The organism is Lysinibacillus sp. (genome assembly GCF_032093475.1).
Lineage (GTDB): Bacteria > Bacillota > Bacilli > Bacillales_A > Planococcaceae > Lysinibacillus > Lysinibacillus irui.
In genome coordinates, this window is record NZ_DAMDAY010000125.1 from 1 (window position 1) to 13248 (window position 13248).

At 37.4% G+C, this 13248-nt stretch carries 18 protein-coding genes; 13 read left to right on the plus strand and 5 right to left on the minus strand.

Annotated elements, in window-relative coordinates; all coding sequences use genetic code 11:
- The first annotated feature begins 95 nt into the window (after positions 1-95).
- Positions 96-623, plus strand: coding sequence for a D-glycero-alpha-D-manno-heptose-1,7-bisphosphate 7-phosphatase (locus RT445_RS19770; RefSeq protein ID WP_274794258.1), 528 nt, complete (start codon positions 96-98; stop codon positions 621-623).
- A gap of 65 nt (positions 624-688) precedes the next feature.
- On the plus strand, positions 689-868 hold the full coding sequence (locus RT445_RS19775) for a hypothetical protein (RefSeq protein ID WP_274794257.1): 180 nt from the start codon (positions 689-691) through the stop codon (positions 866-868).
- A gap of 134 nt (positions 869-1002) precedes the next feature.
- Here RT445_RS19775 and RT445_RS19780 read toward each other — a convergent pair whose 3' ends face one another.
- On the minus strand, positions 1003-1269 hold the full coding sequence (locus tag RT445_RS19780; RefSeq protein ID WP_274794256.1) for a DUF3055 domain-containing protein: 267 nt from the start codon (positions 1267-1269) through the stop codon (positions 1003-1005).
- A gap of 88 nt (positions 1270-1357) precedes the next feature.
- On the opposite strand from RT445_RS19780, the gene RT445_RS19785 reads away from it, so the two are divergent.
- Together RT445_RS19785 and RT445_RS19790 are read left to right on the plus strand one after the other, a co-directional pair.
- Complete coding sequence (locus tag RT445_RS19785) at positions 1358-1810, plus strand: DUF86 domain-containing protein (protein ID WP_312505856.1); 453 nt, start codon at positions 1358-1360, stop codon at positions 1808-1810.
- Positions 1807-2559 (plus strand): TIGR01457 family HAD-type hydrolase, encoded by a 753-nt coding sequence (locus RT445_RS19790; protein ID WP_274794254.1) that lies wholly within the window; start codon positions 1807-1809, stop codon positions 2557-2559. The genes RT445_RS19785 and RT445_RS19790 overlap by 4 nt, the downstream gene beginning before the upstream one ends.
- A 78-nt stretch (positions 2560-2637) precedes the next feature.
- Here RT445_RS19790 and RT445_RS19795 read toward each other — a convergent pair whose 3' ends face one another.
- Positions 2638-2874: a YuzB family protein gene (locus RT445_RS19795; protein WP_036119739.1), complete on the minus strand. Its 237-nt coding sequence runs from the start codon at positions 2872-2874 to the stop codon at positions 2638-2640.
- Between the two features lie 270 nt (positions 2875-3144).
- On the opposite strand from RT445_RS19795, the gene RT445_RS19800 reads away from it, so the two are divergent.
- Positions 3145-4209 carry an NAD(P)/FAD-dependent oxidoreductase gene (locus RT445_RS19800; protein WP_313471384.1) on the plus strand — a complete coding sequence of 355 codons (1065 nt, stop codon included), beginning with the start codon at positions 3145-3147 and terminating at the stop codon, positions 4207-4209.
- Between the two features lie 53 nt (positions 4210-4262).
- On the opposite strand, the gene RT445_RS19805 is transcribed toward RT445_RS19800, so the two are convergent.
- Positions 4263-4598, minus strand: coding sequence for a YuzD family protein (locus RT445_RS19805; RefSeq protein WP_274794252.1), 336 nt, complete (start codon positions 4596-4598; stop codon positions 4263-4265).
- An 83-nt stretch (positions 4599-4681) separates the two neighbouring features.
- Here RT445_RS19805 and RT445_RS19810 point away from each other — a divergent pair, with 83 nt between their 5' ends.
- Positions 4682-4918 carry a NifU family protein gene (locus RT445_RS19810; RefSeq protein WP_004228295.1) on the plus strand — a complete coding sequence of 79 codons (237 nt, stop codon included), beginning with the start codon at positions 4682-4684 and terminating at the stop codon, positions 4916-4918.
- A 47-nt stretch (positions 4919-4965) separates the two neighbouring features.
- On the opposite strand, the gene RT445_RS19815 is transcribed toward RT445_RS19810, so the two are convergent.
- The gene (locus RT445_RS19815) at positions 4966-5658 is read right to left on the minus strand and encodes a DUF2225 domain-containing protein (RefSeq protein WP_312505852.1); all 693 of its coding nucleotides are present in this window, start codon (positions 5656-5658) and stop codon (positions 4966-4968) included.
- Positions 5659-5844: 186 nt separating this feature from the next.
- Between RT445_RS19815 and RT445_RS19820 the strand changes: the two genes are divergently transcribed.
- Positions 5845-6219: a HesB/IscA family protein gene (locus RT445_RS19820; RefSeq protein ID WP_274794250.1), complete on the plus strand. Its 375-nt coding sequence runs from the start codon at positions 5845-5847 to the stop codon at positions 6217-6219.
- Positions 6220-6417: 198 nt separating this feature from the next.
- On the opposite strand, the gene RT445_RS19825 is transcribed toward RT445_RS19820, so the two are convergent.
- Positions 6418-6939 carry a GNAT family N-acetyltransferase gene (locus RT445_RS19825; RefSeq protein ID WP_312505848.1) on the minus strand — a complete coding sequence of 174 codons (522 nt, stop codon included), beginning with the start codon at positions 6937-6939 and terminating at the stop codon, positions 6418-6420.
- 123 nt (positions 6940-7062) lie between these two features.
- On the opposite strand from RT445_RS19825, the gene RT445_RS19830 reads away from it, so the two are divergent.
- The 6 genes from RT445_RS19830 to RT445_RS19855 all read left to right on the plus strand — a co-directional run bounded on the left by RT445_RS19830 (position 7063) and on the right by RT445_RS19855 (position 13036).
- Positions 7063-7470: an NUDIX hydrolase gene (locus RT445_RS19830; RefSeq protein ID WP_312505846.1), complete on the plus strand. Its 408-nt coding sequence runs from the start codon at positions 7063-7065 to the stop codon at positions 7468-7470.
- A gap of 11 nt (positions 7471-7481) precedes the next feature.
- Positions 7482-7973, plus strand: a complete 492-nt coding sequence (locus RT445_RS19835; RefSeq protein WP_312505844.1) for a DUF4871 domain-containing protein — start codon at positions 7482-7484, stop codon at positions 7971-7973.
- Positions 7974-8099: 126 nt separating this feature from the next.
- Positions 8100-8597 (plus strand): NUDIX hydrolase, encoded by a 498-nt coding sequence (locus RT445_RS19840; protein WP_274794246.1) that lies wholly within the window; start codon positions 8100-8102, stop codon positions 8595-8597.
- Positions 8598-8621: 24 nt separating this feature from the next.
- Positions 8622-10373, plus strand: coding sequence for a sensor histidine kinase (locus RT445_RS19845; protein ID WP_274794245.1), 1752 nt, complete (start codon positions 8622-8624; stop codon positions 10371-10373).
- Between the two features lie 6 nt (positions 10374-10379).
- Positions 10380-11123, plus strand: a complete 744-nt coding sequence (locus tag RT445_RS19850; RefSeq protein WP_312505841.1) for a LytR/AlgR family response regulator transcription factor — start codon at positions 10380-10382, stop codon at positions 11121-11123.
- Positions 11124-11242: 119 nt separating this feature from the next.
- The gene (locus RT445_RS19855) at positions 11243-13036 is read left to right on the plus strand and encodes a carbon starvation CstA family protein (protein ID WP_312505839.1); all 1794 of its coding nucleotides are present in this window, start codon (positions 11243-11245) and stop codon (positions 13034-13036) included.
- Positions 13037-13248 lie beyond the last annotated feature (212 nt).

Below are 13248 nucleotides of genomic sequence, written 5' to 3' on the forward strand. Positions count from 1 at the left end.
GATGTGCTAGGCATCAGGTTTTTTCTTTGTTCTTGTTATCTTTAGAAAAATTGGGGAAAACTAAAGCTCAAAACAGCTATCAAAGGTGTGTTGAAATGAAAAGAGCCGTATTTTTAGATCGTGATGGTGTCATCAATGAAGTACTAACGAATCGTGTAAAATTCGTGAATAAGCCGAAGGATCTGTATTTTTTGCCACATGTACCTGAAGCGATAAAAAAGCTAAATAAGCATTTTGATTATGTTTTTGTCGTGACAAATCAAGGTGGCGTAGGTTTAGGTTTTATGAAGGAAAGTGGCTTGCAAAAAATACATGAGCATATGGTGAAGGAGTTAAAGAAAAAGGGAGCAACCATCCACGAAGTCGTTTATTGTCCGCATAAGCCAAAGTCTGGCTGTGCTTGCCGAAAGCCCAATAGTAAATTAATTGTGGATCTAGGGAAGAAATATAATATTGATTTATCAAAATCCTATATGGTAGGAGATACCGATACGGATATTATGGCAGGAAAACGAGCGGGAACAAAGGGTGTATTCCTAGGGGAACAAGACCCATTAGCTGATGCTGTCTTTCCAGATTTAATTAGCGCTGCGCAATGGATTATTAAGGATGCAACGGCTTAATATTATGATGAAAAAGAAGTATAAATCATAAAAAAAAGGATAATTTATGACTGGAGGTGATCATATTGGCAAAGGAAAAACGTAATAAAAAGCCATTAGATCGAGAGGAATATGGGTTTGGCTTTGATTTAAGTGTAGATGATTTAGCTGTCATTGGTCAAAATGAGCAAGCGAAAAAACAAAATGATAATGAAAATAAAGACAAGCCACATAATAAAGATAATCCATCCACTTTAAATAAATAGCTATAAGTAAAAAGACTATAAGTAAAAAGATTTCGCAATAGCTTAGAGCTGCGAAATTTTTTTATGCCATATATAAACACCCCGTAGTCGTTAAAAGTTGTTTCTAACGTTTACGGGGCAGTTTATAAAAGGTGTTAGTTCAATAATTCACGTAAATATTCTCGTAATTCGACTGTTTCTTCCTCTGTGCGATTATACACATGTTCTAAATAACCTGGTTCTTCTACATCATCAGGGCCGATAATAGCAAAGCGACCAAATTGGATATCCATGACAAGTACTTTCCCAAAGAAGCGGCCTGATTGTAAAATAGCTAAATCATAACGTAACTTTTTCCCAGCAAAACTAACAAAGCGTGTTTTTGTATCTTCGACATCATCATATAAAAAAAAACGTTCCATCTTTTAATCTCCTTCCAATCCTATAGTTATGGTACTATAGAAGAGAAAAGACTATCAACTTTTAATGATTTGAATGGGGGCTTTCCTTGTGTATTTTGTAGATCGTAATAAAATCACAAAAAATTTACAGTACTTAGATGGGCTATTAGCAATTTTGGAGTCAGAGGATAACTGGCTTCAAAATGATATAAAGAAATTAGCTATCGAGCGAATTGGACACAACATTATGGAGTCAATGATGGATGTAGGAAATTTAATGATTGACGGTTTCATTATGCGCGATCCAGGAAGCTACGAGGATATTATTGATATTTTAGTCGATGAAAAAGTTGTAGCTGCTGAAATGGAAGCACCATATAAAGCCGTTGTGGGCTTGCGTAAAATGCTTGTACGCGAGTTTATAGATGTAGATATCCAAGAGGTTATCAATGTATTAACAGACAATTTATCAGCTCTTAAGCAATTCTCGCCAGCGGTCCATAATTATTTAACAAATGAATTAGGGCCAGTTTCTGCATTTTTGCCAGAGGATCATCAATGAAACAATATAAAGCCTATTGTTTTGATTTAGATGGCACTGTCTACCGTGGGAAGGAAGGAATTCCTTCTGCGGTTGCTTTTATTCATCGTTTACAGCAAGCAGGAATCGAGCCATTCTATGTAACAAATAACTCTTCGAAGACGCGAGAACAACTGCAAGAAGCTTTATTGTCTATTGGTATAAAGGCACCATTAGAGCATATTTATTCAAGTGCATTGGTAACAGCAAAGTATGTGGCACTTAATTTTCCAGGTAAAAAAGTAGCCATGATGGGTACAGATGGTATTCGACAGGCATTACTTAATGAAAATATTGTGCCTGTTGAGGATGAGCCGGATGTATTTGTTATGGGGATTGATCGTACGCTTGATTATATGGCGCTAGCTAGAGCTACGATTTTTGTCCAAAAGGGAGCCGTTTTTGTTGCTACTAATCAAGATATTAAATTCCCAACCGAATATGGTTTCTTACCCGGTAATGGTTCCTTTGCTCGCTTAGTAGGTGAGGTTGCTGATGTTGAACCAATCTACATAGGTAAGCCATCACCAGCCATGCTAGAAATGATCGCTATAGAGCATCGCTTTACTAAAGAAGATATGGTAATGATCGGTGATAATTATGATACGGATATTATGTGTGGCATTAATTTTGGCTGTGACACCATCCACGTAAATACTGGCGTTACGCCTACCAAGGTTGTTCTAGAGAAAGAAAGTCGACCTACATATGTAATGGATGTATTAAAGTAATAAAAGGATGTTTATGCTGTTTTAGCATAACATCCTTTTTATTTGTTCAAATTTATTCATATAGGTATTTAAGAAAAACTACCATAATGGATTTTCTTCAATAAACTGATAAATGGCTTTTGTTAATGCATCGGGAGAATCAGCTTCGACTAATTCACCGTTTACAATGGCATAAAAAGATTCTGAGCACTTTGTACAATAACTGAGGCAGCCATATTCTAAAACGTCGATGTTCGGGTCGCGTTCGAGTACTTCATAAGTTGCTTGAGAGCCATTTGCTAAATTACTAATACAAAATTCAACCATTGGATTCATCCATGTCACCTCACCAAAGTAATGCTACTCGGTTTTACGATTTTCGTCAATTATTTAAGTTTAAGGTAAAGGAACGTTTTTTTATAACAGATAAAGGGAAAATCGTTAGTAATTACGTATAAAAACGTGCGAAATCAACAAGTTCTCGTTTGTTTTGTGAAATCTTTCACAAAATTTCATTCTGATATTGTGAAACTTCTCACAATCAGTTATACTCGTTTGTGGATACTTTGTGAACAATTATTAAAAGAGACATAAAAGGAGACTATTATGGGAAAATTAGTACTTTTAGGTGGCGGCTACGGCAATATGCGTGTCATGCTTCGTCTATTAAATAACCTGCCATTAGACAGAGAGGTAGTTATAGTAGATAGAGCCCCATTCCATAGTTTAAAAACTGAGTTTTATGCATTAGCAGCAGGGACTGCAACAGATAAAGAAATTCGTGTAAGCTTCCCAGAACATGAACGTTTAACAGCTATATATGGTGAAGTCGTTGAAATTAATCGTGCGGAAAAAGTAGTCATTTTAGAAGACGGACAACGTATTGAATATGATGATTTAGTCATTGGTCTAGGTTGTGAAGATAAATATCATGGTGTACCAGGTGCTGCAGAGAACACATACAGCATCCAAACAATGGGACAATCTCGTGCTACATTCCAAGCACTTTGTGGTTTACCGGCTGGATCTACAGTGGGAATTGTAGGGGCTGGCTTAAGTGGAATTGAGCTTGCAAGTGAGCTACGTGAAAGTCGTTCAGATTTAAAAATAAAATTATTTGACCGTGGTCAACGTATTCTAAAGGATTTTCCAGAAAAACTAAGTAAATACGTCAAGGATTGGTTTGTAAAACATAATGTAGATGTCGTTGCCAATTCTAATATTACAAAAGTGGAGGCAGGTAAAATTTTCAATCATGATGATGAAATTTTACTTGATGCTGTCGTATGGACTGCTGGGGTTCAACCTGTCAAAATCGTTCGTGACCTAGATGTTGAGAAGGATAAACATGATCGACCTCTTGTAACGCAATACTTTAATGTACTTGATGATGAGCATGTCTATGTTGTAGGGGATTGTGCTGCATCAGATTTGCCACCAACAGCCCAATTGGCTGAGGAACAAGCGGAGCAAATCGTGAAAGTACTTCGTATGCGTTGGAAAGGTGAGCAATTACCAGAGAAAATGCCGGATATTAAATTAAAAGGCTTTATGGGAGCTCTTGGTAAAAAACAAGGCTTTGTGTATTTAGCTGATACAACAGTAACAGGTCGTATCGCTCGCTTGATGAAATCAGGATTACTATGGTATTACAAACGTCAAAATGATTAATTAGTTGAAAGGGATTGTTTCAAAATCATTTTGAAACAATCCCTTTGCCTTTGCTATACCGTTTCGTCTGGAACAAAGCCTAAGTTTTCAAGTGCTGTAAATACAGGCTTTAACTGGACATAGCCTTCTCCAACAACCTCATTATTAATAAGGACAAGAGGGTAGAAGAACTCATCTTCTTGAATACGTGTCGCATATTCTTGGTCGCGGTCATTCTCAATTGGACCTTCAATATCGATATAGCGAATATCGTATGCTTGATCTGGATATTTGCGATTGATGGCTGCTTGTAGCCACTCATATGTATCCTTTGAAGATGGGGCATTGACACAGCTAGCACAGATGACAGCTGTTCCATAAATTTCAATCATAGGTTTCGTTGGTTGCATAGTATTTACTCTCCTTGTGATTCATTATTGGATTTTTTCTGTTGCTAACATTATAATCATTATAAGGAAAGGAGTCGAGATAAATGGCAGAAGCAACAATTAATGACCAAGTTCAAGAGGTATTAGATAAATTACGTCCCTTCTTACTACGTGACGGTGGAGACTGTGAATTAGTAGATGTAGAGGATGGCGTTGTTAAACTACGTTTATTAGGTGCTTGTGGTAGTTGCCCAAGTTCTACGATTACGCTAAAAGCTGGTATTGAACGTGCTTTATTAGAAGAAGTACCAGGTATTGTGGAAGTAGAGCAAGTATTCTAAGTCATCATAAAAGTCTAGCTGATCGCCAGCTAGAACTTTTTTAATTATTACACATGACGTGCATGTTCTTTTTCCTTACGTATAATAGCCCATTGTTCTTTCGCCATATCGATAATTTTTGCTTCGCCACCTGAGCTTTGCTTTTCAATAACTCTTGAAAGGAAGCGTGTGGCATTTTCAATATCCCCTATTCGTCTAGATAGTTCAGCAATCATATACATAATACGAACAGCTGACATTTGTGTGGAGCTATAATCTTCAGTTGAGTAAGATTCCATATAATGATCACGTGCTAACTTCATAAAGCGTTCCTCTTGTCCACTATTGTTCAAAGAACGATAAAGCCATGCAAGTCGTAAAGCTAATCCAGCAATTGCTACATTTTTTTCCTTTTTAATTGTGCCACAGAGAAAGGCAAGTTTATAAGCTTGAATCGCCTGAAATACAGTACGTTCACCTTTGAAATCATGGTGCACCCATTTTTCCGTAATTTGTGTGCGTATGACATCCTGGATACCTGGTGCAAAATATTTTGTGAAGTCTTCTGTAAAGGAAAAGCCGCAATGCTCACAAACAAAGACATTGTAATAAAGCGCATTCACATCATCTGAATAAATTGGCTGGAAATCTGTTTCTGTATGATCTACCTTGATAAACTTAGAGCGAACTTTTAACGTTGGAAATTCTTTCTTACAATTCAAACACTGAATTTGTTTTTCATAATATGGTGAAATCTCCATATATATTACCCCCTGCATAGAAGTCGTTGTAACTATTATACCAATGGTGTTTTTATAAACATGAATAAAATGAACTAATAAAGTGAAGAATATTAGAATTATGACTAAAAATCGACTTGAAGCTGAATGTTTGTCATACAATGGTCAAAATTGATAAGATAATACGTAAGAAGGAAGGTGATTGGGATGACAAGTACAAAGCAAGTTATTGAAATTACACAAGCTGCTGGCTTTCATATTAATGAAATGATGGAGCATAATGAAGAGCAAGGTTCTTTTTTACGCGTAGTAGTAAATGGTGGTGGCTGTAGCGGGCTATCCTATGGCATGCATTTTGATCAAGAGAAAAAAGTAGATGATTTTGAAGATGTACAGCATGGTTTAACAATTCTTGTTTCCCGTGAAGATGCGCCGATTTTGATGGGAACAAAAATTGACTATAAACAATCGCTAATGGGCGGTGGCTTCACAATCGATAATCCAAATGCCATTGCATCATGTGGCTGTGGTACGTCTTTCAGAACAGCAAAGCGTGAAGGTACACCTGAGGTTTGTGAGTAATTCATTGAACAGACAATAGGATGTCATGCTTACGTAATGATACCAACGAGTTGATCGTTGGTTTAACGAATATTTGAATATGAATGCTAACCTGCGCTTTCTTCCGTATTGAAATAACGGAGGGGAGCGTTTTTTACTATGAACTGCCCCTCCTTGTTTAGTTAAACACAAGTCCTTTTGTTCAAAACAACAATATATCTAAAATTTATAATACCAAAAAATTGCTAGTTCATTGGCTGATGGAAAGTTTGAATAAAGCATTGTATCAACGGCACCAATAACAAAATTATTTTTAGCATAAAAATAACAAGCGGATACATTAATATCTTGTGTTTCAAGCATCAGTCCACATAAATTGTTTTCCTTAGCCCATTTCATTGCTTGATTGATTAATGCCGTTCCAACACCATTTTTTCTATAAGCACTCTTAACAGCAATATCTTCAATAAGTCCATACCCATTCCAGTTCGAACAGAGCTTTATTTGTCCAACACAGTTGTTGTCCACGTAATAAAAAAATACAGCTTTCATATCATCTTCAATATAACTGATGTCTATTTCATCATCTTCGTACTTCTTAACGTATGGTTGAGTAAATATTTCTTCTGTATAGCTCCAAACATTATTCTCTAAGGTCGGTATAATTCTACCAGAGACCATGAAACCCTCGTTGGATTTATTAAAGTCTTTCATATTTAGATGATTCATTTTAATGATCATTATAATCTCCTTCCTATAGCAAGTAAAAATACCTATTGTGAATTGTAACAAGGTATCATATATAATGGTAGGAATATGGTAATTTATTATAGAGGGAATGTTTTTTGCTAAATAATAGAGGAGATGAGAATCATACAACTGTTTAAAATTACTTCAGGTGCAGTAGTAGTAGATCATCAGAATAAAATCCTTTTAAAGAAAGATCCGATTAGGGGGTGGGAGTTACCGGGTGGTTGTGTAGAAAAGAATGAAACGTTTAAAGAAGCGGTTATTAGAGAAGTAAAAGAGGAAACGGGAATAGATATTGAAATTATAAAATTTTGCGGCGTTTCACAGGAAGTAAAGAGTAATGTCTGTAATATGTGGTGGATCGGAATGCCGATTAGTGGTACATGTCAAACAAGTAATGAAAGTTTAGAGGTTGGTTTTTTCGATTTGGAGACAGCATTCATACTTATCGAAAATGAAAATTTCAAAAGAGAACTCATAACTTGTTTAAATAATAATAGAGACCCAATTTACATTGAATAAGGAGGTTAGGCATGAAGCGGCTTTTTGCGGGATTGTTGTTCACTGTTCTATTAATGGGATGCTCTGATGATGAGCGTATGACTGTCAGTCCAACTTTTAAACTACCTGTGACTTTTGACGATGGGACTGAAGGTGAATATGTGTTAATTGGAAAAGAAGGAAGGCTTGGTTTTTTAATTGGTTCAGGAAAGAAAGGAGAGTCTGAGGTTCAACCGATTGTACATGGAAAAGCTAATAAGTATATGTGGCACTTTTGGGGAAAGAAGGAAGGACTAGAGGGCCCATTAAAGATTATAGGGATTGATGAAGAGGGAAAAGAACATAAAATATTAAAAGATTCTAATGGGAAGGTTTGGGCTTATTCTAATCAAATTGGGTTAAGTCCGAACAATGGTGATACACATTTTCCTACTTTAATGGATTTCCCGTCAGCTGGGGTATGGGAGTTACATGTTTACATCGGCGAGTCTCTCTTTGATGAAATAGCAGTCGATGTACAATAAAAAAGCTTCTTTCATTGATGTTCAATGGAAGAGGCCTTTTTAATGTGGATTAGCCGTAAAATTCAGAATAAATGCTTCATTCCATTGAAAGCAAGCAGGTATAATAGGGAGATAGAGGTGAAGCTTATGAGAAAAGATCGAGGGAAAATATGGTTAGGTGTATCCGGTGTTACAGTTAACGAGCATGGGCAATGGTTAGTTGTTAAAAAGGCGTATAGTGGACTGAAGGGACGTTGGTCCTTGCCAGCGGGATTTGTGAATGCGGGTGAAACAGTAGATGAGGCGGTCATTCGTGAAATCAAAGAAGAAACTGGAATCGATTGTAAAGTATCGGGCTTAATTGGATTTAGAACAGGTGTTATCCGTGATGATATTAGTGATAATATGGCCATATTCTATTGTCATATGCTAGATGCGCGACAGCAGGTTACCATTCAGGAAAAAGAAATATTAGAAGCGAAATGGTTGTATCCACAGGAACTAGCACAAGATGAAACGACCTCTGTGATGTTAAAGGAAATGGCATCCAATCAATTTGAAAAACATCAATTAGAAGCGATCGAGGGAATTAATCCTGGGGATATTTTTGGTTATACTTCCTATCGATTGTTCTTTAAAAAATGATAGGGCTTCAGGAGGGAACCTATGATGGAGCTATTTTTATTTATGTTAGAGCGAGTCGGGCTGATCATTGTGTTTGCCTTTTTAATGTCAAGGTGGCGACTGTTTCGAGAGAAGTTGTTTCAGGAGCAAGGAACGAAGGAAAAAATATGGCTTATTATCATCTTTAGTAGCCTATGTATTATCAGTAGTTATACAGGGATTAAAATTGAAAGTGGTACCATCCATCCTTTAAATCAGATGATACATAGTACGATCAATGCAGAGGAGGCCATTGCCAATACGAGATTAATCGGTGTCGCCATTGCGGGTATTTTTGGTGGACCTCTTGTTGGTGTTTGTGTAGGTATTATTGCAGGTATTCATCGTATTACACTAGGGGGCTTTACAGCAATAGCATGTGGTGTTTCGACGATTCTAGCTGGTTTTATTACAGGTGGTTTAAGTAAACGTTTCAAAATACGGCAAACCTTCTCCTATAAGAAAGCTGTCATCATTGGAATCTGCGCGGAAACGATACAGATGATGGTGATTTTAGTAGTCGCGAAGCCATTTGAACAGGCCTTGCAGTTAGTATCATTAATTGCGATGCCTATGATTTTAATGAATGCCTTTGGGATATTTTTGTTTTTCATGATTATTAAAACGTTTATTGATGAAGAGGAGCGGACGAAGGCATTACAAACACATCAGGCTTTTTCTATTGCCCAACAAACCATTGAGCATTTTCGAAAAGGCTTAAATGAAGAATCGTGCCAAACGGTTGCTGAAATTATTAAAAGAGAAATAAAAGTAGATGCGGTCGCTATTACTGACAAAAATGGCGTGTTAGCACATGTTGGAGTTGGTGAGGATCATCATTTAATACATCGTGAAATAATGACGGCTTTGACGAAACGGGTATTAGAGGAAGGCAAAATTTTAATGGCTACATCTGAACAGGAAATTCAATGTCCACATGAAGGGTGTCCATTAAGTGCTGCCATTGTCCTACCATTGAAGGTGCAGCATCGAACAGTAGGAAGCTTGAAGCTTTATTTCACTAAAGCAGATTCTTTGACAGGGGTGAAGAAGGAATTGGCGGAGGGTTTAAGTAGACTATTCTCCTCACAGCTTGAATATGCTGAAAGTGAACAACAACGGAAATTATTAAAGGATGCTGAAATTAAAGCGCTACAAGCACAAGTCCATCCCCATTTCTTCTTTAATAGCCTTAATACTATATCAAGCTTAATTCGAACAGATGCGGATGAGGCGCGAGCTTTATTAATCAAGCTTAGTACATTTTTTAGAAGCAATCTGCAGGGCGCACGACAAATGCTCATTCCATTGAAGAATGAAATTGATCATGTTGAAGCTTATTTATCCATTGAGCAAACAAGGTTTCCAAATCGCTATGAAGTTGAATTTATAATGGATGAAACACTCTTTGATGTACAAATCCCTCCATTTACCTTACAGCCACTCGTCGAAAATGCTATTTACCATGCCTTTAAAAATCGTAAGGAAGGCAAAATTTATGTCAAAGTACAACGCGTGAACGACAAACTATTGCTATTGACCGAGGATAATGGCTGTGGCATGAGGAAGGAACAGGTGAAACAACTGGGCAAACGTATTATGGAATCGGAACATGGGACAGGCACGGCGTTATGGAATATTTATCAGCGAATACATGAAATTTACGGTTCTGAGGCTGATTTTCATATAACAAGTACGTTAGATGTAGGAACAAAAATTATGATTCAACTGCCGTTAAAGGCGACTAGATGGGAGTAGACGAAATTGAATGTATATATTGTTGATGATGAACCATTAGCAAGGGCTGAGCTACGTTATTTGTTAGAGCAAACAGCTTTAGTCAATGTTTGTGGTGAATCTGAAAATCTAGAGGAATTTTACAAAGAATCACAGCTTGAAGAGGTAGATTGTGTATTTTTAGATATTGAATTAGGGATGAATAATGGTCTTGATTTAGCCAGACAGCTTTTGCTAAATGAACAGAGACCTGAAATTATTTTTGCTACGGCCTATGATGACTATGCATTACAGGCATTTGAAGTGAATGCATTTGATTATATTTTGAAACCCTTTGAGGCACAGCGGGTACAAATAGCTGTAGAAAAGTTAATAGCTAAAAAACGAGCTGCTCAGGTAAAAACATTGGAAGAAATAAAGGGGTCACAGTTGGATAAGCTTGATAAATTAACAGTTTTTATCAACGATCGAATTTTATTAATAAAAGTACAGGATATTTTATATTGTACATCTGAAGATAGTAAAACAGTTGTGGTGACAGAACAAGGAAGATTTTTTGCTTCCGAGTCATTAGCAGCCTTAGAAAAGAGGCTATCGTTCAAAGGCTTTGTGCGTGTCCACCGTGCGTTTATAGTCAATTTAGAGCATATTGTGGAATTGGAGCCTTGGAGCAATTCTAAATATAATTTAATCTTGCATAACAGACATTCAATTCCTGTAAGTAGGCTGTATATGAAGGATGTTCGAAAAATTTTCGACCTCTCAAAATAGTTGCATTTCAACAATAGAATACTACCTTTCAACATTGATTTCTGACATTTCAATTAATTTTGTGAATAATGTGGACATTCCTTTGCTATGATGTGAAAAAAAGTAAAAGGGGTGTTGAGATGAATGCGATTACAATTGTGATAGGCTCGATTTGTATTTTAATGATCAGCTATCGTTTGTATGGCATTTTCTTTACAAAGAAGGTGCTCAAAATAAAAGATGATACGCCCACACCCGCCCACGCTTTGGAAGATGGTAAGGACTATGTTCCGACGAATAAATGGGTAACATTTGGGCATCATTTTGCAGCAATTGCCGCAGCAGGACCTTTAGTTGGACCAATTTTGGCTGCACAGTTTGGATATTTACCTGGACTACTCTGGTTATTAATAGGAGCGGTAATTGGTGGGGCAGTCCATGATGCAGTTGTGCTATTTGCTTCCATGCGTCATGGTGGTAAATCATTATCGGAAGTAATGAAGGAGGAGCTTGGTCCTATTGCGGGCTTCTGTACAGGCCTTGCGATGCTATTTATTATTACGATTACAATGGCTGGCCTATCGATGGTAGTGCTAGGTGCATTAGAACGCAACCCATGGGGGACATTTGCAGTAGGGATTACTATTCCTATCGCCATGCTCGTGGGGATTGCCTATCGTAAAACAGGTAATTTAATTGTTACGTCAACTATTGGCTTTATTTTATTAATGATTGGTGTATTTGTAGGACCGCTTATTCAAGGTACAGCTTTTGGTGAATTTTTAACATTTGATCGTGATACGTTAGCAATTATCCTACCGATCTATGCATTTTTCGCTGCAGCTTTACCTGTGTGGCTATTATTAGCTCCACGTGATTATTTAAGTAGTTTCATGAAAATTGGGGTATTCATTGCGTTAATTATTGGTGTCTTCTTCGTCAACCCTGCTATTCAATTCCCACCATTTACGGAGTTTATTCATGGTGGTGGGCCAGTAATTGCAGGTCCTGTCTGGCCGTTTGTATCCATCACAATTGCTTGTGGTGCCATTTCTGGTTTCCATGCTTTTGTAGGATCAGGTACAACGCCTAAAATGATTGACCGTTGGGAAGATATACGTATTGTAGGCTTTGGCGCTATGTTAGTAGAATCTTTAGTAGGTGTAATGGCATTAATTGCTGCAACGGCACTTCATCCAGCAGATTATTTTGCGATTAATTCAGCACCAGCTGTGTTTGCTACATTAGGAATGGAGCCTGTTCATTTACAAACCTTATCACAAAGTATTGGCATGGACTTAGAAGGGCGCACAGGCGGAGCTGTAACACTTGCTGTCGGGATGACGGATATCTTTACAGGGATTCCATGGTTTGCGAACTTATCTTCTTATTTCTATCAATTTGTCATCATGTTTGAGGCTGTTTTCATTCTAACGGCAATCGATGCAGGAACGAGGGTAGCTCGCTACTTAATACAAGACTTTGGTGGCAATGTCTATAAACCATTAAAGCGTACTAATTGGGTGCCAGGAACAATTTTTGCTAGTGCACTTGCTTGCTTTATGTGGGGGTATTTATTGTATTCAGGCGATATTAGCTCCATCTGGGTATTGTTCGGAGTATCTAATCAGCTAATGGCAGCCATTGGTTTAGTATGTGGGGTGACGATGGTATTAAAGGTTGCTGATAAGCGAATCTATGCATTGACATGCTTTATTCCATTGGCTTATTTATACGTCACTGTTAATGTTGCCGGCTACTGGATGATTAAAAATGTATATTGGAATCCAGCAGCTGCAGGCTTCAATATGTTAAACGGTATTTTATCGGTTATTATGCTAATGCTCGGTCTATTAATTGTCATCACAGCCATTAAAAAGTGGGCCCAGCTTTGGAAATCACCTAAGTTTTTGTTAACCCAATCAACTTCATAAAGTAATAGTAGAACTATTGAAGATAAGTATTTATCTTCAATAGTTTTTTTAGTTAAAAAGGAAAGGAGTGAACACCCGCGGAAGAGAACCGAACACCCGCGGAAGAGAACCGAACACCCGCGGAAGAGAAGTGAATACCCGCGGAAGAGAAGTGAATACCCGCGGAAGAGAAGTGAACCCGCGGAAGAGAAGTGAACACCCGCGGAAGAGAA

Coding starts and splice junctions, on each gene's coding strand:
- RT445_RS19770 (WP_274794258.1), top strand. CDS start 96: ATGAAAAGAGCCGTATTTTTAGATCGTGATGGTGTCATCAATGAAGTA.
- RT445_RS19780 (WP_274794256.1), bottom strand. CDS start 1,269: ATGGAACGTTTTTTTTTATATGATGATGTCGAAGATACAAAAACACGC.
- RT445_RS19790 (WP_274794254.1), top strand. CDS start 1,807: ATGAAACAATATAAAGCCTATTGTTTTGATTTAGATGGCACTGTCTAC.
- RT445_RS19795 (WP_036119739.1), bottom strand. CDS start 2,874: ATGAATCCAATGGTTGAATTTTGTATTAGTAATTTAGCAAATGGCTCT.
- RT445_RS19800 (WP_313471384.1), top strand. CDS start 3,145: ATGGGAAAATTAGTACTTTTAGGTGGCGGCTACGGCAATATGCGTGTC.
- RT445_RS19805 (WP_274794252.1), bottom strand. CDS start 4,598: ATGCAACCAACGAAACCTATGATTGAAATTTATGGAACAGCTGTCATC.
- RT445_RS19810 (WP_004228295.1), top strand. CDS start 4,682: ATGGCAGAAGCAACAATTAATGACCAAGTTCAAGAGGTATTAGATAAA.
- RT445_RS19815 (WP_312505852.1), bottom strand. CDS start 5,658: ATGGAGATTTCACCATATTATGAAAAACAAATTCAGTGTTTGAATTGT.
- RT445_RS19820 (WP_274794250.1), top strand. CDS start 5,845: ATGACAAGTACAAAGCAAGTTATTGAAATTACACAAGCTGCTGGCTTT.
- RT445_RS19825 (WP_312505848.1), bottom strand. CDS start 6,939: ATGATCATTAAAATGAATCATCTAAATATGAAAGACTTTAATAAATCC.
- RT445_RS19830 (WP_312505846.1), top strand. CDS start 7,063: ATGAGAATCATACAACTGTTTAAAATTACTTCAGGTGCAGTAGTAGTA.
- RT445_RS19835 (WP_312505844.1), top strand. CDS start 7,482: ATGAAGCGGCTTTTTGCGGGATTGTTGTTCACTGTTCTATTAATGGGA.
- RT445_RS19840 (WP_274794246.1), top strand. CDS start 8,100: ATGAGAAAAGATCGAGGGAAAATATGGTTAGGTGTATCCGGTGTTACA.
- RT445_RS19845 (WP_274794245.1), top strand. CDS start 8,622: ATGGAGCTATTTTTATTTATGTTAGAGCGAGTCGGGCTGATCATTGTG.
- RT445_RS19855 (WP_312505839.1), top strand. CDS start 11,243: ATGAATGCGATTACAATTGTGATAGGCTCGATTTGTATTTTAATGATC.